At 45.0% G+C, this 22,361-nt stretch carries 20 protein-coding genes; 10 read left to right on the top strand and 10 right to left on the bottom strand.

The window, feature by feature from the left end; all coding sequences use genetic code 11:
• Positions 1–21 precede the first annotated feature (21 nt).
• From rimM to rplS, 3 genes are read left to right on the top strand one after another with little or no spacing between them, the layout of a single operon-like run.
• Entirely contained in the window at positions 22–576 is a 555-nt protein-coding gene (gene rimM, locus BTO10_RS19230) for a ribosome maturation factor RimM (protein ID WP_032554095.1), read from the top strand.
• Positions 577–603: 27 nt separating this feature from the next.
• Positions 604–1,344, top strand: coding sequence for a tRNA (guanosine(37)-N1)-methyltransferase TrmD (gene trmD, locus BTO10_RS19225; protein WP_105025530.1), 741 nt, complete (start codon positions 604–606; stop codon positions 1,342–1,344).
• A 59-nt stretch (positions 1,345–1,403) separates the two neighbouring features.
• Complete coding sequence (rplS, locus tag BTO10_RS19220) at positions 1,404–1,757, top strand: 50S ribosomal protein L19 (RefSeq protein ID WP_004738151.1); 354 nt, start codon at positions 1,404–1,406, stop codon at positions 1,755–1,757.
• Between the two features lie 448 nt (positions 1,758–2,205).
• On the opposite strand, the gene yacG is transcribed toward rplS, so the two are convergent.
• The 8 genes from yacG to nadC all read right to left on the bottom strand — a co-directional run bounded on the left by yacG (position 2,206) and on the right by nadC (position 9,339).
• Positions 2,206–2,403, bottom strand: coding sequence for a DNA gyrase inhibitor YacG (gene yacG, locus BTO10_RS19210; RefSeq protein ID WP_004738153.1), 198 nt, complete (start codon positions 2,401–2,403; stop codon positions 2,206–2,208).
• Positions 2,404–2,482: 79 nt separating this feature from the next.
• Positions 2,483–3,223, bottom strand: a complete 741-nt coding sequence (gene zapD, locus BTO10_RS19205; RefSeq protein WP_061032469.1) for a cell division protein ZapD — start codon at positions 3,221–3,223, stop codon at positions 2,483–2,485.
• 26 nt (positions 3,224–3,249) lie between these two features.
• The gene (gene coaE, locus BTO10_RS19200) at positions 3,250–3,864 is read right to left on the bottom strand and encodes a dephospho-CoA kinase (protein WP_105025529.1); all 615 of its coding nucleotides are present in this window, start codon (positions 3,862–3,864) and stop codon (positions 3,250–3,252) included.
• A 2-nt stretch (positions 3,865–3,866) separates the two neighbouring features.
• A complete protein-coding gene (locus BTO10_RS19195) occupies positions 3,867–4,736 on the bottom strand; it encodes a prepilin peptidase (protein WP_105025528.1) in 870 nt (289 codons plus the stop codon).
• 66 nt (positions 4,737–4,802) lie between these two features.
• Positions 4,803–6,032, bottom strand: a complete 1,230-nt coding sequence (locus BTO10_RS19190; protein ID WP_105025527.1) for a type II secretion system F family protein — start codon at positions 6,030–6,032, stop codon at positions 4,803–4,805.
• 15 nt (positions 6,033–6,047) lie between these two features.
• The gene (gene pilB, locus BTO10_RS19185; protein WP_105025526.1) at positions 6,048–7,733 is read right to left on the bottom strand and encodes a type IV-A pilus assembly ATPase PilB; all 1,686 of its coding nucleotides are present in this window, start codon (positions 7,731–7,733) and stop codon (positions 6,048–6,050) included.
• 2 nt (positions 7,734–7,735) lie between these two features.
• On the bottom strand, positions 7,736–8,194 hold the full coding sequence (locus BTO10_RS19180) for a pilin (protein WP_105025525.1): 459 nt from the start codon (positions 8,192–8,194) through the stop codon (positions 7,736–7,738).
• Positions 8,195–8,448: 254 nt separating this feature from the next.
• Positions 8,449–9,339, bottom strand: coding sequence for a carboxylating nicotinate-nucleotide diphosphorylase (gene nadC, locus BTO10_RS19175; protein ID WP_004738163.1), 891 nt, complete (start codon positions 9,337–9,339; stop codon positions 8,449–8,451).
• 83 nt (positions 9,340–9,422) lie between these two features.
• On the opposite strand from nadC, the gene ampD reads away from it, so the two are divergent.
• From ampD to lpdA, 5 genes are all read left to right on the top strand, one after another.
• Complete coding sequence (gene ampD / locus BTO10_RS19170) at positions 9,423–10,022, top strand: 1,6-anhydro-N-acetylmuramyl-L-alanine amidase AmpD (RefSeq protein ID WP_105025524.1); 600 nt, start codon at positions 9,423–9,425, stop codon at positions 10,020–10,022.
• A 483-nt stretch (positions 10,023–10,505) separates the two neighbouring features.
• Positions 10,506–11,267, top strand: coding sequence for a pyruvate dehydrogenase complex transcriptional repressor PdhR (gene pdhR, locus BTO10_RS19160; RefSeq protein ID WP_008222726.1), 762 nt, complete (start codon positions 10,506–10,508; stop codon positions 11,265–11,267).
• A 62-nt stretch (positions 11,268–11,329) separates the two neighbouring features.
• On the top strand, positions 11,330–13,993 hold the full coding sequence (gene aceE, locus BTO10_RS19155) for a pyruvate dehydrogenase (acetyl-transferring), homodimeric type (protein ID WP_105025523.1): 2,664 nt from the start codon (positions 11,330–11,332) through the stop codon (positions 13,991–13,993).
• Between the two features lie 30 nt (positions 13,994–14,023).
• Positions 14,024–15,919, top strand: a complete 1,896-nt coding sequence (aceF, locus tag BTO10_RS19150; protein ID WP_105025522.1) for a pyruvate dehydrogenase complex dihydrolipoyllysine-residue acetyltransferase — start codon at positions 14,024–14,026, stop codon at positions 15,917–15,919.
• A 241-nt stretch (positions 15,920–16,160) separates the two neighbouring features.
• On the top strand, positions 16,161–17,591 hold the full coding sequence (gene lpdA, locus BTO10_RS19145) for a dihydrolipoyl dehydrogenase (RefSeq protein WP_004738171.1): 1,431 nt from the start codon (positions 16,161–16,163) through the stop codon (positions 17,589–17,591).
• 517 nt (positions 17,592–18,108) lie between these two features.
• Here lpdA and BTO10_RS19140 read toward each other — a convergent pair.
• Complete coding sequence (locus tag BTO10_RS19140) at positions 18,109–18,714, bottom strand: LuxR/HapR/OpaR family quorum-sensing transcriptional regulator (protein ID WP_004738173.1); 606 nt, start codon at positions 18,712–18,714, stop codon at positions 18,109–18,111.
• 336 nt (positions 18,715–19,050) lie between these two features.
• Between BTO10_RS19140 and hpt the strand changes: the two genes are divergently transcribed.
• Positions 19,051–19,581, top strand: coding sequence for a hypoxanthine phosphoribosyltransferase (gene hpt / locus BTO10_RS19135; RefSeq protein ID WP_004738174.1), 531 nt, complete (start codon positions 19,051–19,053; stop codon positions 19,579–19,581).
• A 71-nt stretch (positions 19,582–19,652) separates the two neighbouring features.
• On the opposite strand, the gene can is transcribed toward hpt, so the two are convergent.
• Complete coding sequence (can, locus tag BTO10_RS19130; RefSeq protein ID WP_004738177.1) at positions 19,653–20,321, bottom strand: carbonate dehydratase; 669 nt, start codon at positions 20,319–20,321, stop codon at positions 19,653–19,655.
• Between the two features lie 286 nt (positions 20,322–20,607).
• Here can and BTO10_RS19125 point away from each other — a divergent pair, with 286 nt between their 5' ends.
• Positions 20,608–22,239, top strand: coding sequence for a SulP family inorganic anion transporter (locus BTO10_RS19125; RefSeq protein ID WP_181144004.1), 1,632 nt, complete (start codon positions 20,608–20,610; stop codon positions 22,237–22,239).
• Positions 22,240–22,361: the final 122 nt, after the last annotated feature.

Here is a 22,361-nt window from a genome sequence, read left to right as displayed (position 1 = left end):
TTTTTTAAAGAGAAATAGCTTATGTCGATGAAGGGTAAAGAAACGATGAGCAAGCAAGACGAAAAAATTGTTATGGGCAAGTTTGGTGCTACCTATGGCATTCGTGGCTGGCTTAAAGTTTTTTCCTACACAGACAACGCTGAAAGCATATTTGATTACTCTCCTTGGTACGTTAACCAAAAGGGGAAGTGGGTTGAGTTCAAAGTAGAAAGCTGGAAGCGCCATAACAAAGGTATGGTGTGTAAGCTGGAAGGTTTTGAGGTTCGCGAGGACGCTCATCTACTGACTAACTTTGAAATTGCAATAGACCCTGCTTCATTACCTGAATTGTCAGAAGAGGAATTCTACTGGCGTGAATTGTTTGGTATGCAAGTTGTAACCACTAAAGGTTACGATCTAGGTGTCGTTACCGACATGCTAGAAACTGGCTCAAACGATGTTCTAGTAATCAAAGCAAATCTTAAGGATGCTTTCGGACAAAAGGAACGGTTAGTACCGTACCTTGAAGAGCAAGTGATCAAGAAAGTTGATCGCGAAGCTCAACGGATCGAAGTTGACTGGGATCCTGGATTCTAACTTTAAAATCATAGAGCGAGAGAACACATGTGGGTTGGCGTAATTAGCCTATTTCCTGAAATGTTCCGTTCAGTTACTGATTTTGGAGTAACGGGTCAAGCGGTAAAGAAAGGTCTTTTATCTATTGAGACATGGAATCCTCGCGATTTCACTCATGATAAACATCGCACTGTTGATGACAGACCTTACGGTGGTGGTCCTGGCATGTTAATGATGGTTCAGCCTTTGCGCGACGCTATCCAAACTGCCAAACAGGCATCACCGGGAAAGACGAAAGTTATCTACCTTTCACCTCAAGGTCGTAAACTCGACCAGAAAGGTGTTGAAGAGCTGGCAACAAACGAGAATTTACTTCTTATTTGTGGTCGCTATGAAGGGGTAGATGAGCGCATCATTCAATCTGAAGTCGACGAAGAATGGTCGATTGGAGATTTTGTGATGACGGGTGGTGAACTACCAGCCATGACGCTGATTGATTCAGTTTCTCGGTTTGTACCGGGTGTACTTGGAGATTTCGCATCAGCAGAAGAGGATTCTTTTGCGAATGGTTTGCTAGATTGCGCTCACTATACGCGCCCTGAGGTGCTAGACGACAAAGAAGTGCCATCGGTACTCAAGTCTGGAAACCATAAGGACATTCGTCGCTGGCGATTAAAACAATCGTTGGGCCGAACTTGGCTAAGAAGACCAGAACTCCTGGAAAACCTAGCTCTGACTGACGAACAGGAACAATTACTGGCTGAATTCATTAAAGAGCAACGCTCTTAACGAAAAGCAAGCAGTAACCTATTAAATTTAGTATCAGTTTATTCTAGGAATTTATACAAATGAGCAACATCATTAAGGCTCTTGAAGAAGAGCAACTAAAATCAGACCTTCCTAAATTCGCACCAGGTGACACTGTTGTAGTTCAGGTTAAGGTAAAAGAAGGTGACCGTGAGCGTCTACAGGCTTTCGAAGGCGTAGTAATCGCTATTCGTAACCGTGGTCTTCACTCTGCATTCACAGTTCGTAAGATCTCGAACGGTGAGGGTGTAGAGCGTGCGTTCCAAACTCACTCTCCAATGGTTGATAGCATCGAAGTTAAACGCCGTGGTGCAGTACGTCGTGCCAAGTTGTACTACCTACGTGAGCGTTCTGGTAAGTCTGCTCGTATTAAAGAGAAGCTTGCTAAGAAGTAATTCTTTTTGCATTCTATCGATAAAAGCGGAGCCATTTGGCTCCGCTTTTTTGTGCCTGCTATTCAGAACTTTGAAAGCAAGAGATCCCCAACTCGTTCGCCCCTCACTCTTGGGGATGACGAATAGATGACATCACGTCGTAGGATGGTGGGTATTTATTGTAAATAGGCTGTGCTTAAGGCGGCAGTGATGAACATAATTTAATAGCCCGGAAGAATCGTCATTCCCTAGACTGACGAAGGAAGGAGTAGGGAATCTCTTTCAGTAAACACCAAACAATCGGCAATAAAAAAGGATTGACGCAAAACGCCAACCCCTAATCATTCTTCTCGAATCTCGAATCTCGAATCTCGAATCTCGAATCTCGAATCTCGAATCTCGAATCTCGAATCTCGAATCTCGAATCTCGAATCTCGAATCTCGAATCTCGAATCTCGAATCTCGAATCTTAATACTGGTCTTCTGACCAACCATCGCTATCAGACATGTCTGGTGCGCCAGCGATGCTGTTCTCTTCGTCTGCCCATTCACCGAAATCAATCATCTGACATTGCTTGCTGCAAAACGGACGATGTGGGCTCTGTTCACCCCACTCAACATCAGTCTGACATTGTGGGCATTTAACGATGGTGATTTTGTTCGACATAGTGATTCTTAATTAGAGGGGTAATAAAACTGAGTTTAGGCTCAAGTGACAACTCAAGCCAAACGCTAAAGGGAATTAATTAGGTGCAGATAGCCAGCTCAAATTCGATATCTTGAGTACAGGCTTGGCCTGTTTCAAAACTCATGAACTTAACAGCAAAGCGGTTTTTGTGCCCTGAGATCATCGGGTAGGCACCGTATTGCATTGGAATGGATAGGCGAAGGATATTCGCTTCTTCAGCATCGCTCTGGAAGAAGCCTGCACGAGCGATTTGCTCTTTGAAGTGGCCTGTCTCTCGAGTTAGCTTTAACCATAGCGTTAGCGCTTCATACAGAGGCTGTAGGCTATCCATCCATGCTTTGGCATCTCTCATTCTCTTATCAAGAGGAAGGTGTAACCAATAATGCAGTGCTGGTAAGTCAAAGCAGCACGAACCGCCTGGCAGATTAAAACGTTGGCGAATCGCACTTAGAAAGCGGTCTTCCTTAAGAGATTGGCCAAAACGCTCCGCGTGCATTAAATCACGATAGATATTGCCAATGTCATTGAGCAGTGACGTAAGCATCTCTTGATCGACACCTTCAACGTCTAACCAGCTCTTGTAGGTTACACGTTGCTTCTCAAGATCTTTTGCAAGTTCGCTCTTGAGTTGGATCTGTTCGAAGATTTCAATTAGATCAAAGATAGAGCGGAAAAAGAGTTGATACTGTTGAGCATCGGAAAATGTAGAAGACAGGTGTAGCTGCCTCAAGAGCGATTCCACTCTTAGGTAGATGCGTGTTTTCTCATTTAGAGGATGTTCAAATTTGTGGGTGATCATCGAGCAAGCCTTCATTCAACATAGTTCTATTCTGACCCATCTACTGTACTGATTGCCAGATACTTTTTATGTAAATCTGTGATTTGCGGCAAAAGTTCTTGGTTTTTAGTATGGTTTTTAATCACGTCATCTGCAACTGCCAAACGTTGTTCTCTTGAAGCTTGTGATTTCAAAATTGATGCAACTTGTTCCCTAGAAACATTGTCACGGCTCATCGTTCGTTCAATCTGCACTTCTGTAGGCACATCAACAATTAATACGCGATCCGTCATGCCTTGCATCTGGTTTTCAACCAATAGAGGTGCGACTAATAAACCATAGGGAGAGGTAACTTTAGACAGGTCACTGTCAATTTTGTCACGAATCATGGGATGAAGAAGATCATTGAGCCATTGCTTTTGCTCTGGGTCTGAGAAGATCAACTCGCGTAGCTTAGCTCGATTGAGCGTGCCATCTTCAAGCAAGATAACCTCGCCAAAGTGTTCGGTAATCTGCTTTAGCCCTTCACTACCCAGAGCGACCACTTCACGTGCCACGATATCGGCGTCGACAATATCAATGCCAAAGTGTTCGTTGAATAGGTTAGCGACAGTTGTTTTACCACTGGCGATACCGCCACTTAATCCGATAATGATTGCCATGGTTACATTCCTAGTACTGAAGTGAAATACCAACCCATGATGTCGTTACCCCACATCAAACTCACCCAGCCGGCAATCGCAAGGTAAGGGCCGAATGGGAAGGCTTTATCGATGCCTTGCTGTTTCAAGCGTAGCTGAATCAACCCAAACACTAGGCCAACAAGCGAAGACAATAGGATGATCATCGGAAGGTGCTGCCAACCAAGCCATGCACCTAGTGCGGCTAGTAACTTGAAGTCACCGTAACCCATGCCTTCTTTGCCTGTCAGTAGCTTGAAGAGCCAGTACACGGACCATAACGCGAGGTAACCAGCCATGGCGCCGACTACGGAGTCTTGAAGCGATACTGGGCTGATATTAAATAAGGCTAAAGCGATACCAGACCAAACTAACGGTAAGGTAATTTGATCAGGCAATAGCATGGTGTCGAGGTCGATGAAAGTGGCGGTAATTAACGCAAAGGTGAAAAATATCAGTGCAATAGCGTAAAAACTGAAACCAAAGTGACTCGCGACAACTGTGCAAAGTATTGCCGTCAGCAGTTCAACCAGAGGGTAGCGAATGCTGATAGGGGTAGCACAACTGTGACATTTGCCCTTCAAGAGTAACCAGCTTAACACTGGGATATTGTCGATGATTCTTAATTGAGTGTCGCACTTAGGGCAGGTTGAGCGAGGAACACTTAGGTTGAATTTTCCTTCTGGCGCGGGGATTTTATATTGGGAGAAATACTCTGAGCACTCTTGTTGCCATTCACGTTCCATCATAATTGGTAAACGATGTATGACGACGTTAAGGAAGCTGCCAATCAGAAGACTAAAAATGAATGCTAATACGGGGAATAGCCAAGGATAGTAGTGAAATACTTCCATAGTGTTCTTTACCACTTAATCAAGGTGAGTAGAGGTTTCTACTCATGGGTGTTTAGTTGCTTTTGGCTATCCTAACACACTCATAAGATTAAAGATCGGTAAGTACATCGCAACCACAAGACCACCCACGACGGATCCTAAAAATACAATGATCAGCGGCTCTAATATTTTGCCCAAATTGTCGACGGTATTGTCTACTTCAAACTCATAAATCGAGGCGACTTTGTTGAGCATTTCATCAAGGTTTCCTGACTCTTCGCCAATCATCACCATCTGCAACATCATCTCAGGGAATGCATTGGTATTGCGCATGGCTATATACATAGGGATGCCCGCAGCGGTTTCACGATGTACTTCAATAATTGCCGATTCATAGTGCAGGTTGCCTACGGTTTTGGCCGTGGTTTTTAGGCTCATGAGAATGGGGATACCAGAGCCGAAACTGGTTGATAGTGTTCGACTGAACTTGGCAATGGAAGCTTTGGCCATGACACCGCCTAGAATTGGAAACCTTAACCCTAAGCGGCTGGTAGATAATCGAATCGAGTAGGAACGCTGACAGAGTTGATAGATAACTACAGCTGCCAACCCTGCACCTACAAATGTATAAAAGCTGTATGCCTGCATCCAATGAGAAAGCTCAAGTACTTGCTGAGTAAACCAAGGGAGGTCGGCACCAAAGCCCGAAAACATCGACTCAAACTCAGGAATCACCATGGTCAGCATTAAATAAGAGACTGTGAGTGCGACAGTGACCACCATTGCAGGATAGATGAGTGCCTTGATGACCTTAGATTTGAGCTGTTCACTCTTCTCACGATATGTTGCTAGGCGTTCAAATACTTGCGCGAGGTTACCCGAGAGTTCACCCGTTGCAACTAAATCGGTATAGAGGTCGTCAAAGTGACGACTCGCGGTTCGCATCGCTTTGGAGATAGGTGTACCAGCTTCGACACCTTTACAGATGTGTGACAGGATAGATTTCATTTCAGCTTTGCGATGGTTATCTGAGACCAATTTAATGGCCTGTACAATTGGAACTCCGGTTCCTAGCATGGTCGCAAGCTGGCGGGTCAATACGGTGATATCCCGAGATTTAACTCGATGGGTTAGACGTGTCAGTGCTGAGATACTTTTCTTTTTGATTTTCTTTATCTGGATATGCTGATCTTTGAGCTTTTCACGCACCTCTAATTCAGTAAGCGCTAAGGTCTGCCCTGACACTTTTTTGCCAGAGCTGTTGATGCCTTTCCAGTGGTAGCTTTTTAATTGTGATTGCTTAGGTTTACTGATCATTGAAGCTCCAATGGATTACAAGTACAGAACACGTTGCAGTTCTTGATAGCTGGTGGTGCCTTCGAGTAGCTTGTCCAATCCTGATTCTTGCAGTGTGCGCATTCCTTCTCGGCGAGCTAGATCTTCTATCTCTAGTGCATTCGGTTTGCTGATCAGGCTATTTTTGAGTTTGTCGGTGAATGGCATCACCTCATAAATACCGACACGTCCTGAATAGCCTTGATTGCACGCGTTACACCCTTGTGGGTTAGCCTTATAAATGATTTTGCTGTTAGGGATTGAGTGACGCAGAAATATGTCTGGAGAGTCGTCAACGGTTTTGCACTGATTGCATAAGCGTCTTGCCAGTCGTTGGGCAATGATTAAGCTCAATGATGAGGCTAGATTAAAGGGCTCAATCCCCATATGAGCGAGTCGGGTTACGGTTTCTGCCGCAGAGTTAGTATGGAGAGTCGAAAGCACTAAGTGACCGGTTTGCGATGCTTTGATGGCGATCTCTGCGGTTTCTAAATCACGAATCTCACCCACCATCACCACATCTGGATCTTGTCTTAAAAACGAGCGCAGGGCTTCAGCAAACCCGAAGCCGATCTTTGGCATCACTTGCACTTGATTGATACCACATAGGTTGATCTCTACCGGATCTTCTGCGGTGGAGATATTGCGCTCTGTGGTATTCAGTACACGAAGGCCAGTATAAAGGGAGACGGTTTTCCCGCTCCCTGTTGGCCCGGTCATTAAGATCATCCCTTGCGGGCGTTTTAGTGCATTCAGGTAGAGGGCTTTTTGATCGTTGCTGTAACCGAGCTTGTCGATGTCGAGATTAGCCGCGCTGCTATCGAGTAGCCGTAAAACGATCTTCTCGCCCCATAGGGTTGGCAATGTGGAGACGCGCATATCAATCGCGAGTTCGTCATTCAGGCGCAGTTTTATTCGTCCATCTTGAGGTAAGCGACGCTCAGCAATATCAAGCTTGGCGAGAATTTTCAGACGGGCGGATAAACGTCGGCTTAGGTGAGAAGCGGGTTGCTGGATTTCAACTAATATACCGTCACAACGCAAACGAACACGGTAGTGCTCTTCGTAAGGTTCAAAGTGGATATCTGATGCGCCTTTACGTACCGCATCGACCAGTATTTGATTGATAAATCGGCTAACCGGAGAGTCGTCTTGACTGAGGTCCTCAATCGACGCGAGCTCGTCGTCAGACACCTCAACTAGGTTAGCCAGTTCGTCTTGGGTGATCTCTTTGCGTTTGGAGTCTTGCCCGGAAATAGAGCGTCCATATAGCTTGCGTATCGCACCTTCCAGTTCTGAATAATTGGCGACAGCCAGTTCTATCTGAAGTCCGGTTGCAAAGCGAAAATCATCTTCAGCTTGTAAGTCGGTTGGGTCAGCGGAAGCAAGTGTGAGCGTTGAATTAGAGACTGAAATTGGGATAGCACGGTATTTAGTGATCAGTTCACGTAGCCCTAGTTGATCGCATAAGGGTTCATAATCTGTGCTGGCCAGTTGAACTAACGGCAAGCCAAAGATGGCTTGTATATTGTGTGCTAAGGATTCGCCTGTGAAGAGCTCAAGAACGAGTAAAGCTTCAGGTGTTGAAATACCTGAAGCTTGTACATGTTCCGCCACAGCTTGTTCTTGAGTAAGGCTAATTAAATCAGCCTGACGGAGAATTGTAGGGAGGTTTGTGAGCATAATTATTGTGCTGTTTTACAGCCTTTGGGATTAACCGCACTGTCTATCATGCTTTGAGTTGACTTACATTCCCATGTACCATTTTGATCTCGCGCTAATAAGATACTCTGACTTTGCAGGTCTGGACTTACTACTCCGTCAAACGTGAATGTAATTGTTCCAGTCCCAGCACTAGTGTTGGCAGTTCGAGCAAAGGCAATAGTTCCCATATCTGAACTTGGGGTTCCCATGGCTGCTGACTGTGCCGCGTCTGGAAATGCTCCATTTTCTACGGTATAAGCCTCAGCGTTGGTTTTTAAACCTGTTAGTGTTGCTAATGCAGAAGCAGCTTCACTTTTAGCTACATATTTTTGATATTGAGGGACTGCAATTGCGGCCAATACTCCAATCACAGCCACCACAATCATCAATTCAATCAGCGTGAAACCTTTCTGATTTGTTCTTTTGCTCTTGTTATTCATTCTTTTCATTCCATTCTTTAGTTTGTTTCAGTGCAAGCACAAGATGGTAGAGAGAATAGAAGTCGAGGTAGGGAAGTGGAATGGTGTTCAGGTGCGGTCGCGAGTGGTTTTGAATTTATTGAATTGCTGTTGCATATAGCGCGCAAATTTATGCGATCGACTTAAATAACGGTTTGAGATACTGATAATTAAGGCAATAAAAAAGGCACTGTCATCAACAGTGCCTTTATAGAAACTATTTACTATTCAGTAAATTATGCTTTGAATCTCATTGATAGATCCATTGCTTTCAGGTGCTTAGTTAGTGCACCGACAGAGATGTAGTCGACACCCGTTTCAGCGAACTCAGCGATGGTGTCTAACGTCACGTTACCAGAGTTTTCTAGTGCAGCACGGCCTGCATTGATCTTCACAGCTTCACGCATCATGTCAGTGGTGAAGTTGTCTAGCATGATGATGTCTGCGCCCGCGTTGATCGCTTGCTCTAGCTCTTCCAGGCTCTCAGTTTCAACTTCAACTGGCTTACCAGGGTTAAGCTCTTTTGCTGTTGAGATAGCTTTTTCAATACCACCACATGCGATGATGTGGTTTTCTTTGATTAGGTAGGCATCGAAAACACCGATACGGTGGTTGAAACCGCCACCACAAGCCACAGCGTATTTTAGTGCACTACGCAGGCCAGGGATGGTTTTACGAGTATCTAGCAGGCGACATTCTGTGTGTTTGATTTTGTCAGCATAGATAGCGGTTGCTGTCGCACAACCAGATAGCGTTTGAATGAAGTTCATTGCGTTACGCTCACCAGTTAATAGTGCGCGCGCTGGACCGGTTAGGGTACAAAGCGTTTGGTTTGGTTCAACCTTATCACCATCTTCTACGTTCCACTCGATAGTCACTTCACCGCCTAGCTGCTTAAACACCTCATCAGCCCATGCTTTACCACAGAATACGCCGTGCTCACGAGTGATGATGGTTGCGCTGTTGATAGCGTCAGCTGGGATTAGACTTGCCGTAATATCAGCCGCTGGATCTAACGTACCGCCAAGATCTTCTTTGATTGTTTCTGCGACTGCACGAGTGATCTCGAGAGGCAGCTGCTCTTTTAAGTAGTCAAGGCGTTGGTGACTGTTATGTGTGTTTTTCATCGCAAATCTAATCTTGAAAGGGAGTGGGAATGGAATGATACTCTTGCTTAACTTCAAATTAAAGAGGCTAGCGCGACTGCTCTATGGGCAAGGTCACAATCTACCGCGCTAGCAAAAAAGAAAGCGAGACCAAGATGACGATCTGCTCCAAAGGATGGTACGAAAACGCTCGGCATGTTCCTTCCCCGTATTTTGACGCTCGACCGAGTGTCGACGATATCTCTCTGCTGGTGGTCCACAATATTAGCCTGCCACCGGGGCAATTTGGTGGGCCTTATATCGAGCAGTTCTTTACGGGCAAACTCAACCCTACGGAACACCCGTTTTTCAAAGTGATTTATCAAATGGGTGTATCAGCTCACTGCTTGATTCGCCGCGATGGTGAAGTGGTGCAGTTCGTTTCTTTCCTAGACAGGGCTTGGCATGCCGGCCAATCGAGCTTTGCCGGTCGTGAAAGGTGTAATGATTACTCTATTGGTATCGAATTAGAGGGCAGCGACTTTGTTGCCTATACCGAGCAGCAGTATAACGCCTTGACTGAGCTAACTGAAACGCTGGTATCAAGCTTTCCTCAGATCACTAATGAACGTATCACTGGTCATCAATACATAGCACCTTTACGCAAAACAGACCCTGGTTTGGTCTTTGACTGGACAAAATTTAAAAGCAACTTGCGCTTTTAATTCCTACTATTCTTCATGGCTCTGCCAATTACAGAGCCTTGCTTAATCAACTCTTAGCATAATCACTTGTGAATTTTTGTTGTTGCAATGTAAAGAAAGTGGTTGGCGGGTGTCCGTCAATAAATCGAGAGTGTGACGAGCTTATCAAACACCTAGATATTAAAGCTTGTGAACAGAATTTCCCTCCCAAATGTGCACTTGGTTCGATTTTTGACCGACTTAGGCTAATCTTTCTGAAACAATTCATTTTTATCCTGAAACTTTCTAGCACGAATACTCCCCAAAAGTATTAGCGCTGTAAATGGTAAGACCAATTTGGTTGCTGTTTTAAATTTCATTTGTTAAATCGTGGTTAATTCACACTGCGTTCTATGATGCAGGTCAATTTTACGCTGGACAGTGGCGTTTTAATTATGTTAATTTCTGCCCAACTTAAAATTGGTATTACCAATTGTCAGCGAAGAAAAAGAAGAACAACAAACTATGGCTTATCAAAGGATTCGTCAGCCAAAACTCTCCGATGTCATCGAACAAGAGTTAGAAAGGTTGATTGTGGAAGGAACACTGGCTCCAGGGCAGCAGTTGCCGCCTGAGCGCGAACTGGCGAAACAGTTCGATGTGTCTCGTCCTTCAATCCGAGAAGCGATACAACGTTTAGAAGCAAAACGCTTGCTTACTCGCCGTCAAGGTGGAGGTACGTTTGTTAGCGAAAATATCTGGAAAAGCTTTTCAGATCCTTTGCTTAATTTGTTGTCATCCCATTCTGAAACCCAACTAGACTTGTTGGAATCGCGTCATGCGATGGAAGGGATTTCGGCTTACTTCGCGGCATTGCGTGGCACTGATGAAGACTTTGCTCGTATTCAAGCCTGCCAAGAAAAAATTCACGGCGCGCAAGAAAAGGGTGATATTGAAGCCGAATCTGCAGCGGTGATGGCTTTTCTTATTGCTTTAACAGAGGCAGCGCACAATGTGGTGTTATTGCACATTGTTCGTAGCTTGGCTCCGTTACTCGAACAAAACGTCTTAGAAAATTTAAAGCTGTTGCATCGTCGTAAAGACGTTGTGGAGAAAGTGAGTATACATCGAGCTAATATCGTAGATGCGATCGTTTCTGGCCAACCTGAGAAGGCGCGTGAAATGTCACACTCTCATTTAGCTTACATCGAAGAAACATTGCTGGATTTGACGAAGGAAGAATCGCGCCGCGAACGCTCCCTGCGTCGAATTCAACAGGGTAAATAGCCGTAATACTTCGGCTTTTTACGTGTTTAGTAGAATCCAACTAACAAAAAGGATAGATCGCCATGTCTGACATGAAGCATGACGTAGACGCACTGGAAACTCAAGATTGGTTAGAAGCTCTTGAGTCAGTAGTACGTGAAGAAGGTGTAGAACGTGCACAGTTCCTACTAGAAACAGTTCTAGAGAAAGCACGTCTAGATGGCGTTGATATGCCAACTGGTATCAACACTAACTACATCAACACGATTCCGGCAGCACAAGAGCCAGCATACCCAGGTGATGTAACTCTTGAACGTCGTATTCGTTCGATTATTCGCTGGAACGCAATCATGATCGTATTGCGTGCTTCTAAGAAAGACCTAGACCTAGGTGGTCACATGGCTTCTTACCAGTCAGCAGCGGCGTTCTACGAAGTTTGTTTCAACCACTTCTTCCGAGCTCCAAACGAGACGGACGGTGGCGATCTAGTTTACTACCAAGGTCACATCTCACCGGGTATCTACGCTCGTGCATTCGTTGAAGGTCGTCTAACTGAAGAACAGCTAGATAACTTCCGTCAAGAAGTGGATGGTAAAGGTATCCCGTCATACCCACACCCTAAACTGATGCCTGAGTTCTGGCAGTTCCCAACAGTATCTATGGGTCTTGGTCCAATTTCTGCGATCTACCAAGCACGTTTCCTTAAGTACCTAGACGGTCGTGGTCTAAAAGACACATCTGCACAGCGTGTATACGCATTCCTAGGTGACGGTGAGATGGATGAGCCGGAATCACGTGGTTCACTGTCTTTCGCTGCGCGTGAAAAACTAGACAACCTAACATTCCTAATCAACTGTAACCTGCAGCGTCTAGACGGCCCTGTAATGGGTAACGGTAGCATCATCCAAGAGCTAGAAGGTCTATTCAAAGGCGCTGGTTGGAACGTTGTTAAAGTTATCTGGGGTAGCAACTGGGATGCACTACTTGCTAAAGATACAACAGGCAAGCTTCTACAGCTGATGAACGAAACTGTAGATGGTGATTACCAAACATTTAAATCTAAAGACGGTGCATACGTACGTGAGCACTTCTTCGGTAAGTACCCAGAAACGGCTGCACTAGTTGCAGACATGACTGACGATGAAATCTTCGCACTTAAGCGCGGTGGTCATGAGTCTTCTAAGCTTTACGCAGCTTACAAGAACGCAGCAGAAACTAAAGGTCGTCCAACAGTAATCCTAGCGAAGACTGTTAAAGGTTACGGCATGGGTGAAGCGGCTGAAGGCAAGAACATCGCGCACCAAGTTAAGAAGATGGACATGACTCACGTACTACACCTACGTGATCGTCTAGGTCTTCAAGACATCCTAACTGACGAAGCAGTAAAAGAACTTCCATACCTGAAACTTGAAGAAGGTACAGCGGAGTACGAATACCTACACGCTCGTCGTAAAGAACTAAAAGGTTACACGCCACAGCGTCTACCTAAGTTCACTCAAGAATTCAAAACACCTGAGCTAGAAGAGTTCACTCCGCTACTAACTGAACAGAAGCGTGACATCTCTACAACAATGGCTTACGTACGTACGCTAAACATCCTGCTTAAGAACAAGAACATTGGTAAGAACATCGTTCCTATCATCTGTGACGAAGCTCGTACGTTCGGTATGGAAGGTCTATTCCGTCAGATCGGTATTTACAACCCGCACGGTCAGAACTACACACCTCAAGATCGCGACATCGTTTCTTACTACAAAGAAGCTACGTCAGGTCAGGTTCTACAAGAAGGTATCAACGAGCTAGGCTCAATGGCTTCTTGGGTTGCAGCTGCAACATCATACAGCACGAACGATCTACCAATGATCCCGTTCTACATCTACTACTCAATGTTTGGTTTCCAACGTGTAGGCGATATGGCGTGGATGGCTGGTGACCAACAAGCTCGTGGTTTCCTATTAGGTGCTACTGCTGGTCGTACAACGCTAAACGGTGAAGGTCTACAGCACGAAGATGGTCACTCACACATCATGGCGAACACGGTTCCTAACTGTATCTCTTACGACCCAACATTCGCTTACGAAGTTGCAGTAATCATGCAAGACGGTATCCGTCGCATGTACGGTGAGAACCAAGAGAACGTGTTCTACTACCTAACTGTAATGAACGAAAACTACGCAATGCCAGCAATGCCAGAAGGCGCTGAAGAAGGCATCCGTAAGGGTATCTACAAGCTTGAGTCTTACGCAGGTGACAAGTCTAAAGTTCAGTTAATGGGCTCTGGTACTATCATGAACGAAGTACGTAAAGCCGCGACTATCCTAAGCGAAGAGTACGGCATCGCATCTGACGTATTCTCTGTAACATCGTTCAACGAGCTAACTCGTGACGGTCAAGACGCAGAGCGTTACAACATGCTTCACCCAGAAGCAGAAGCGAAAGTACCTTACATTGCACAAGTAATGGGTACTGAGCCAGCAATCGCAGCGACTGACTACATGAAGAACTACTCTGAGCAAGTTCGTGCGTTCATGCCTTCTGAGTCTTACAAAGTACTTGGTACTGATGGTTACGGCCGTTCTGACAGCCGTGAAAACCTACGTCGTCACTTCGAAGTTAACGCAGGCTACGTAGTAGTTGCTGCCCTAACTGAACTGGCTAAACGTGGTGATATCGAGAAATCTGTAGTTGTTGAAGCAATTGCTAAATTTGATATCGACACTGAAAAAACAAACCCACAATACGCTTAATAAAGCGCTTAACTAGAAGGTAAATAAGCAATGGCAATCGAAATTAATGTACCTGACATCGGTGCGGATGAGGTTGAAGTTACTGAGATTCTTGTAAGCGTTGGCGACAAGGTTGAAGAAGAACAGTCTCTAATCACTGTTGAAGGCGACAAAGCTTCTATGGAAGTTCCAGCGTCTCAAGCAGGTATCGTTAAAGAAATCAAAGTAGCTGAAGGCGATTCAGTTTCTACTGGTTCTCTAATCATGATTTTCGAAGCCGAGGGTGCAGCTGAAGCTGCGCCTGCTCCAGCAGCAGAGGCAGCTCCAGTAGCTGCTCCTGTAGCGGCAGCAGCGGCAGAGCTTAAAGAAGTTCACGTTCCAGATATCGGTGGCGACGAAGTAGAAGTTACTGAGATCATGGTTGCTATCGGTGATGCAGTAGAAGAAGAGCAATCTCTTCTAACTGTTGAAGGTGACAAGGCTTCAATGGAAGTTCCTGCACCATTCGCTGGTACAGTTAAAGAGATCAAGATCGCTTCTGGTGACTCAGTTTCTACTGGCTCTCTAGTAATGGTATTTGAAGTAGCTGGCTCTGCACCTGCAGCAGCTCCTGCTCCAACGGCGGCAGCACCAGTTGCAGCGGCTCCAGCAGCATCAGCTGAAAAAGAAGTAAACGTTCCAGATATCGGCGGTGACGAAGTAGAAGTTACTGAAGTAATGGTAGCGGTTGGCGATACAGTAGAAGAAGAGCAATCTCTAATTACTGTTGAAGGCGACAAAGCTTCAATGGAAGTTCCTGCACCATTCGCTGGTACAGTAAAAGAGATCAAGATTGCAGCTGGCGACAAAGTGTCAACTGGCTCTCTAATCATGACTTTCGTTGTTGAAGGCGCAGCTCCAGCTCCTGTTGCAGCACCTGCACAAGCAGCAGCTCCAGCGGCGGCACCTGCACCTAAAGCTGAAGCTCCAGCGGCAGCAGCTCCTGCAGCTGCAGACGACTTCCAAGAAAACGGTGAGTACGCACACGCGTCTCCGGTTGTTCGTCGTCTAGCTCGTGAGTTCGGTGTAAACCTAGCGAAAGTTAAAGGTACTGGTCGTAAGAGCCGTGTACTAAAAGAAGACGTTCAGTCTTACGTTAAAGATGCACTTAAGCGTCTAGAGTCTGGTGCTGCGGCATCTGGCAAAGGCGGTGACGGCTCTGCTCTTGGTCTACTACCATGGCCAAAAGTTGACTTCAGCAAGTTCGGAGAAACTGAAGTTCAGAAGCTTTCTAAGATCAAGAAGATCTCTGGTGCAAACCTACACCGTAACTGGGTAATGATCCCTCACGTTACACAGTGGGACAACGCAGACATCACTGAGCTAGAAGCATTCCGTAAAGAGCAGAACGCAATCGAAGCTAAGAAAGACACTGGCATGAAGATCACTCCTCTTGTGTTCATCATGAAAGCTGTTGCTAAAGCGCTAGAAGCGTTCCCAGCGTTTAACTCTTCTCTTTCTGAAGATGGCGAAAGCATCATTCTTAAGAAGTACGTAAACGTAGGTATCGCGGTAGATACTCCAAACGGTCTAGTTGTTCCTGTATTCAAAGACGTGAACAAGAAAGGCATTTACGAGCTATCTGAAGAGCTAATGGCTGTGTCTAAGAAGGCACGTGCTGGTAAGCTAACTGCAGCTGACATGCAAGGCGGTTGTTTCACAATCTCTAGCCTTGGTGGCATCGGCGGTACTGCATTTACGCCAATCGTAAATGCTCCAGAAGTAGGTATCCTAGGTGTATCTAAGTCTGAAATTAAGCCAGTTTGGAATGGTAAAGAGTTCCAGCCACGTCTTCAGCTTCCACTATCTCTATCATACGACCACCGTGTGATCGATGGTGCTGAAGGTGCACGCTTCATTACTTTCCTAAACAGCGCACTATCTGACATCCGTCGTCTAGTACTGTAATTGAGAAAGTAATTATTAAGGTGGCTTTCGGGTCACCTTAATTCTTTATATAAAGACTATTTTTAGAGAACAGTTCCCGCTTTTCTCATAAAGCGAAAGGGAAGTGTTGTCTAGCTCACAGGCTAACTTAAAGCTACTTTCACACTGTTAACATCTCTGTAAAATGTTGGCTGTTTGAAAGCCCAATAATTTTAAGAACATCTACTCAGCCTGTTAGGGATAATGACTACAAGAGGTCACAATGAGCAAAGAAATTAAAGCCCAAGTTGTTGTACTTGGTTCAGGTCCTGCTGGTTACTCAGCTGCATTCCGTTGTGCGGATTTAGGTCTAGAAACAGTACTAGTTGAACGTTACAGCACTCTTGGTGGTGTATGTCTAAACGTTGGTTGTATTCCATCGAAAGCACTTCTTCACGTTTCTAAAGTAATCGAAGAAGCGAAAGCGATGGCAGAGCACGGCGTTGTATTCGGCGAGCCACAAACGGACATCAGCAAGATCCGTATCTGGAAAGAAAAAGTAGTAGACCAACTAACTGGCGGTCTTGGCGGTATGGCTAAGATGCGTAACGTAACAGTTGTTAACGGTTTCGGTAAGTTCACTGGTCCTAACAGCATCCTAGTTGAAGGCGAAGGCGAAGCAACAACAGTTAACTTCGATAACGCAATCATCGCTGCGGGTTCTCGCCCAATCAAACTTCCTTTCATTCCACATGAAGACCCACGTATTTGGGATTCTACGGATGCACTTGAGCTGAAAGAAGTTCCTGAAAAACTGCTTATCATGGGCGGTGGTATCATCGGTCTTGAAATGGGTACGGTTTACCACTCTCTAGGTTCTAAAGTAGACGTAGTTGAGATGTTCGACCAAGTTATCCCTGCTGCGGATAAAGACATCGTTAAAGTCTTCACTAAGCGTATCAAGAACAAGTTCAAGCTAATGCTTGAGACTAAAGTAACTGCAGTTGAAGCGAAAGAAGACGGTATCTACGTTTCAATGGAAGGCAAGAAAGCACCAGCTGAAGCTGAGCGCTACGATGCTGTTCTTGTTGCTATCGGTCGTGTTCCAAACGGTGCACTTATCGATGCTGAAAAAGCAGGTATTGAAGTTGACGAGCGTGGCTTCATCAACGTTGATAAGCAAATGCGTACAAACGTTCCTCACATCCACGCGATCGGTGACGTTGTTGGTCAACCAATGCTTGCTCACAAAGGTGTGCATGAAGGTCACGTAGCTGCTGAAGTTATCTCTGGTAAGAAGCACTACTTCGACCCTAAAGTAATCCCATCAATTGCGTACACTGAGCCAGAAGTTGCTTGGGTAGGTAAGACTGAGAAAGAAGCGAAAGCGGAAGGCCTAAACTACGAAGTGGCGACTTTCCCTTGGGCTGCTTCTGGTCGTGCAATCGCTTCTGACTGTGCAGATGGTATGACTAAGATGATCTTCGATAAAGATACTCATCGCGTAATCGGTGGTGCTGTTGTTGGTACTAACGGTGGTGAGCTTCTTGGTGAAATCGGCCTAGCAATCGAAATGGGTTGTGACGCAGAAGATATCGCTCTTACTATCCACGCTCACCCAACTCTACACGAGTCTGTTGGTCTTGCTGCGGAAGTATTCGAAGGTTCAATCACTGACCTTCCAAACAAAAAAGCAGTGAAAAAGAAGAAGTAATTCTCCTTTAGCCACTCGTTAATGTTTTTAAAAGCCGCTGATTCGTTAGCGGCTTTTTTATGCGTCATTATAAGTGAGTTATTTTGCTACAAGAGATCCCCAACTCGCTCGTCCCTCGCTCTTGAGGATGACGGAGTGAGATGCTGAAGTTTGTGTTTTGGTGACTCTTGAATGTGGGAGAGCTTAAGTTCAGTATTCCCGCCATTCCCGAGACTTGTGAGGGAGAGAAGAGGTAATCTCTGGCTTGAATAGCTGATTTATTTCTTCGACGGTGAAGTTCAGGATCTCTTTAGAGCCATCACTCCCTAGACTGACGAAGGAGGGAGTTGGTAATCTCTGGCTTGAATAGGTGATTTATTTCTTCGACGGTGAAGCGCAGAGGTTCTTTATATCCGTCATTCCCTAAACTGACGAAGGAAGGAGTAGGGAATCTCTTTCAACCTACCGCTACTGCTCGTAACAAAAAAGGATTGACGCAAGCGCCAATCCTTTCAATAGTTTTAACTGAATCTCTAATCTACTTATAGATACACAGCATGTTCAAGTAGCTGTCAGTTAGAGTAGACAACTCTTCATTGGTATCGACACGTTTCGCTTGAATGAACAGCGAGTAGCAGATGCCATGGAATAGATTCGCAAGATGCTTAGGATCGTGATCGTCACAAACTTCGCCGCGCTCAATCGCTTTACTAAACATGTTTTGTACCAACATTTGGTTAGTGCGGTTTGTCGTTACGAACAGTGGCCATACTTCATCACGTGTCGATGCGCTCCATTCGAACCATACGTTCAACCAGTGGCTGTCTTGAGCCACGAGCGTCACCATTTCAGTCGCAATATTATGTAGGTTTTGTTTTGCGTGAATATCTAGATCGATATTGTCTGAAAGGAAGTTCGAGAATTGACGGACAACATGATTTAGCACTTCATCAACCAGATCTTCACGAGTAGGGAAGTAGTTAAATACTGTTGCTACTGATACCTGAGCGATATCTGCAATGTCAGCGTGACCACCACGGCCAATGCCGCGACGAGAGAATACTTCAAGCGCGATTTCCATCAGCTGAAGTTTTCTTTTTAAAGGTGAAAGCCTAGTTCTAGGTCTCTTAGATATTGAGTCCATTTTATTTTCCTTGCCAACGATTTTTTATATTAATGATTTTATTATTATTTAAGCCAAGATGAGTGTAATGGTGCATATGCGAATGGTCAATCCTTTGAGCTTATTTAATAGACAGTTACATCAAACTTGATCCATAAAGCGTGATCCACATTGATGTGAAAGAAGGTGACTATCGTACAAGGCATAAGTGCACATTTCGTTGATAATCTGACAGTAAATTCGAACCATAAGGTGGTGTGGGTATTTGAGCAGTGCTAGACTTACGCACAAAATTGAGCGGCGCTAATGGCAAAACTGTCTACACTTGTCGCAATCACCAAACAAAATGAGAGCAGTATGAAGCATACAGTTGAAGTCATGATCTCTGAGCAGGAAGTTCAGGATCGAGTGAACGAACTAGGCAAACAGATCACGGAACACTACAAAGGCAGTGAAGATCTAGTTTTAGTTGGCTTATTACGTGGATCGTTTGTCTTTATGGCGGATCTTGCTCGTGCTATCGATTTAACTCACCAAGTTGATTTCATGACCGCGTCTAGCTACGGCAACAACATGGAAAGCTCACGTGATGTTCGTATCTTGAAAGACCTGGATGACGATATCCAAGGTAAAGACGTTCTGCTTGTAGAAGATATCATCGATACTGGTAACACACTGACTAAGGTAAAAGAGATCTTGAGCCTACGTGGCCCTAAATCTATCGAGATCTGTACACTGCTAGACAAACCTTCACGTCGTGAAGTTGAAGTTGATACGAAGTGGATTGGTTTCGAAATCCCAGATGAGTTCGTTGTTGGTGTTGGTATCGACTACGCTCAAAAATACCGTCACCTGCCATACATTGGTAAAGTGGTACCGCAAGAGTAATCACGACACTTGCCGATACAAGACATTAAAAAGCCCGCTTGATGCGGGCTTTTTGTATTCGATAGAGATAATTAGCCTTGTTGACTAAGAAGAGGCGTCGTTAAGATTTTATTTAATGCCTCAATGTGGCTGCTCTCTAATGTGTCGATACTTGAGCAACGTACACCAAGGTCTTGTAACTTGCCATCGCCAATGCCATATACCACACCGTGGATCTCAACCTCTTGGCCGCGTTCCCATGCACTTTGCATAATGGTTGAGTTACCTAGGTTGTAAACCTGTTCTGCGACGTTAATCTCACAAAGCTTATCACCCCACTGCTCGCGTGGAAGTGCTTCGATTTCTTTGCGGTATTTTAGGTAGTTATCACGAATGTGAAGTAGCCAGTTGTTGATAAGGCCAAGTTTTGGATTATCAATTGCTGCATTAACACCGCCACAACCGTAGTGACCACAAACAATAATGTGTTTCACTTTAAGTACATCCACTGCGTACTGAACGACAGATAGGCAGTTTAGGTCGGTATGAACCACTTGGTTGGCCACGTTTCGGTGAACAAACAGTTCTCCAGAATATAAGCCAGTCAGGCGCTCGGCTGGAACTCGGCTATCTGAACAGCCTATCCATAGAAAACCTGGGCTTTGACCCTCTTCAAGCGTTGTAAAATACTCAGGTCTTTCAGAGCGAATTTCTTCAGACCATTTGGAATTGTTCTCAAAAAGCTGTTTTATTTCTGGCATCTTGCTTCTTACATCCCTCAATTAAGATGCTTCACTATACACAATGTTACAAATTCAATCTCGTAAAAACTGCGTCAAAATGTACTCATCTGACGTGTTCTAGTACGGAAAATCATAAACTTAGCTAACTATCAATGATCCGGTTATAAGACATGAATAATGTGATTGAATTAACACTTTCTGAACACTTGATACATTTGTTAAAGTGATAAGGTTTGTCATTTCATCATCAGGAAGGTGTGTTTTGTTTGGAAGTCGTTTTACGGATATCAATCTAAAAGGGGATATGTTTGGCGGTGTGACTACAGCCATCATCTCGCTACCTTTAGCGTTGGCATTTGGTGTTGCTTCTGGCGCGGGAGCTGAAGCTGGCTTGTGGGGCGCCATTATGGTTGGTCTATTTGCAGCATTGTTTGGCGGTTCGAGCAGTTTGATTTCTGAACCTACCGGCCCGATGACGGTGATCATGACTGCCGTAATGACGAGTATGGTGGCTAAATATCCTGAAACGGGCATGGCCATGACCTTTACTGTTGTGATGATGGCTGGTGCATTTCAGATATTACTTGGCACGTTAAAGCTAGGAAAATACGTTACTTTGATGCCATATAGCGTGATCTCCGGGTTTATGTCGGGTATTGGCGTTATTTTGATCATCTTGCAGCTGTCTCCATTGTTAGGACATGCAGCTCCATCCGGTGGTGTAATGGGCACGCTCTCTGCTTTGCCTGATACGCTAGCAAACCTAAAAGTGAGTGAGCTATTTCTAGGTGCACTGACACTCGGTATTCTGTTTGGTTTCCCGGCTAAGTTTCGTAAATATGTACCGGCGCAATTGGTCGCGTTAGTGGCCGTCACTCTGTTGTCCGTTATCTTCTTCGATACCGATTCTATTCGCCGTATTGGTGAAATCCCAGCAGGTCTACCTTCTCTTGTTGTCCCTACTATCAGCGCTGAACAATTCACGACTATGGTTATCGATGCCTTGGTACTTGGTACATTAGGTTGTATTGATACGCTTTTGACTGCTGTTATTGGGGACTCATTGACTCGTAAAGAGCATGACTCTGATAAAGAACTGCGTGGTCAAGGTATTGCAAATATGCTCTCGGGCTTGTTTGGTGCGTTGCCAGGTGCGGGTGCGACCATGGGTACTGTGACCAATATTCAGGTAGGCGCACGCTCTCCGCTTTCTGGTGTGATTCGAGCTCTAGTATTAGCGCTTGTGGTATTGGTTGCTGGTGGGTTAACCGAACCCATCCCTATGGCTGTTCTAGCTGGTATTGCTATGTATGTTGGTTTCAACATTCTTGATTGGAGCTTCATCCAGCGAGCACACAAAGTAAGTTATGCTGGTATGGGCGTGATGTACGGTGTAATGCTATTGACCGTATTCGTTGACCTGATCATAGCGGTTGGACTCGGTGTATTTATCTCGAATATTCTGATCATTGAAAGGCTAAGTCGCGAGCAAGCAAGACAAGTTAAAGCTATTAGTGATGGGGACGATGAAGACGATATTCCATTGACTGATAGTGAACGCCAACTGCTTGATAATGCTAATGGCAAAGTGTTGTTCTTCTATCTGTCAGGGCCGATGATTTTCAGTGTCTCAAAGGCAATTTCACGTCAACACTCGAGCATTTCTGATTACGAAGCGATGATTTTAGACTTAACCGATGTACCTATGATTGATGTTACGGTTGGTCTCGCGCTAGAGAATGCAATCAAGGATGCGTTAGACTCTCAATGTGAGGTGTACTTGCTGTGTCCTAACGAGAATACGCGTCAACAGCTGGAGAAGTTCCACGTAATTGATTTAGTACCGGAATCGAACACATATCGCTTCCGTTATGAAGCTTTGACAGCTGCGACCAGCTACGTTGAGAGAGACGAACACCAATTTGAATCGGTTTAATACTCTTATTAATTCACTGTGACTGAACAATAGCTATCAATGTTGGTCATGAGTTTCTAATAACGGGAAGTACCGCTAAGTGAATGTCTTAGCGGTATTTTTTTATCTGTGATACACGAAAT

The sequence above is a fragment of the Vibrio chagasii genome (assembly GCF_002954585.1).
GTDB classification, from domain to species: domain Bacteria; phylum Pseudomonadota; class Gammaproteobacteria; order Enterobacterales; family Vibrionaceae; genus Vibrio; species Vibrio chagasii_A.
Note: the sequence above shows the minus strand (reverse complement) of the source record. Positions and strands in the feature narration are given on the sequence as shown.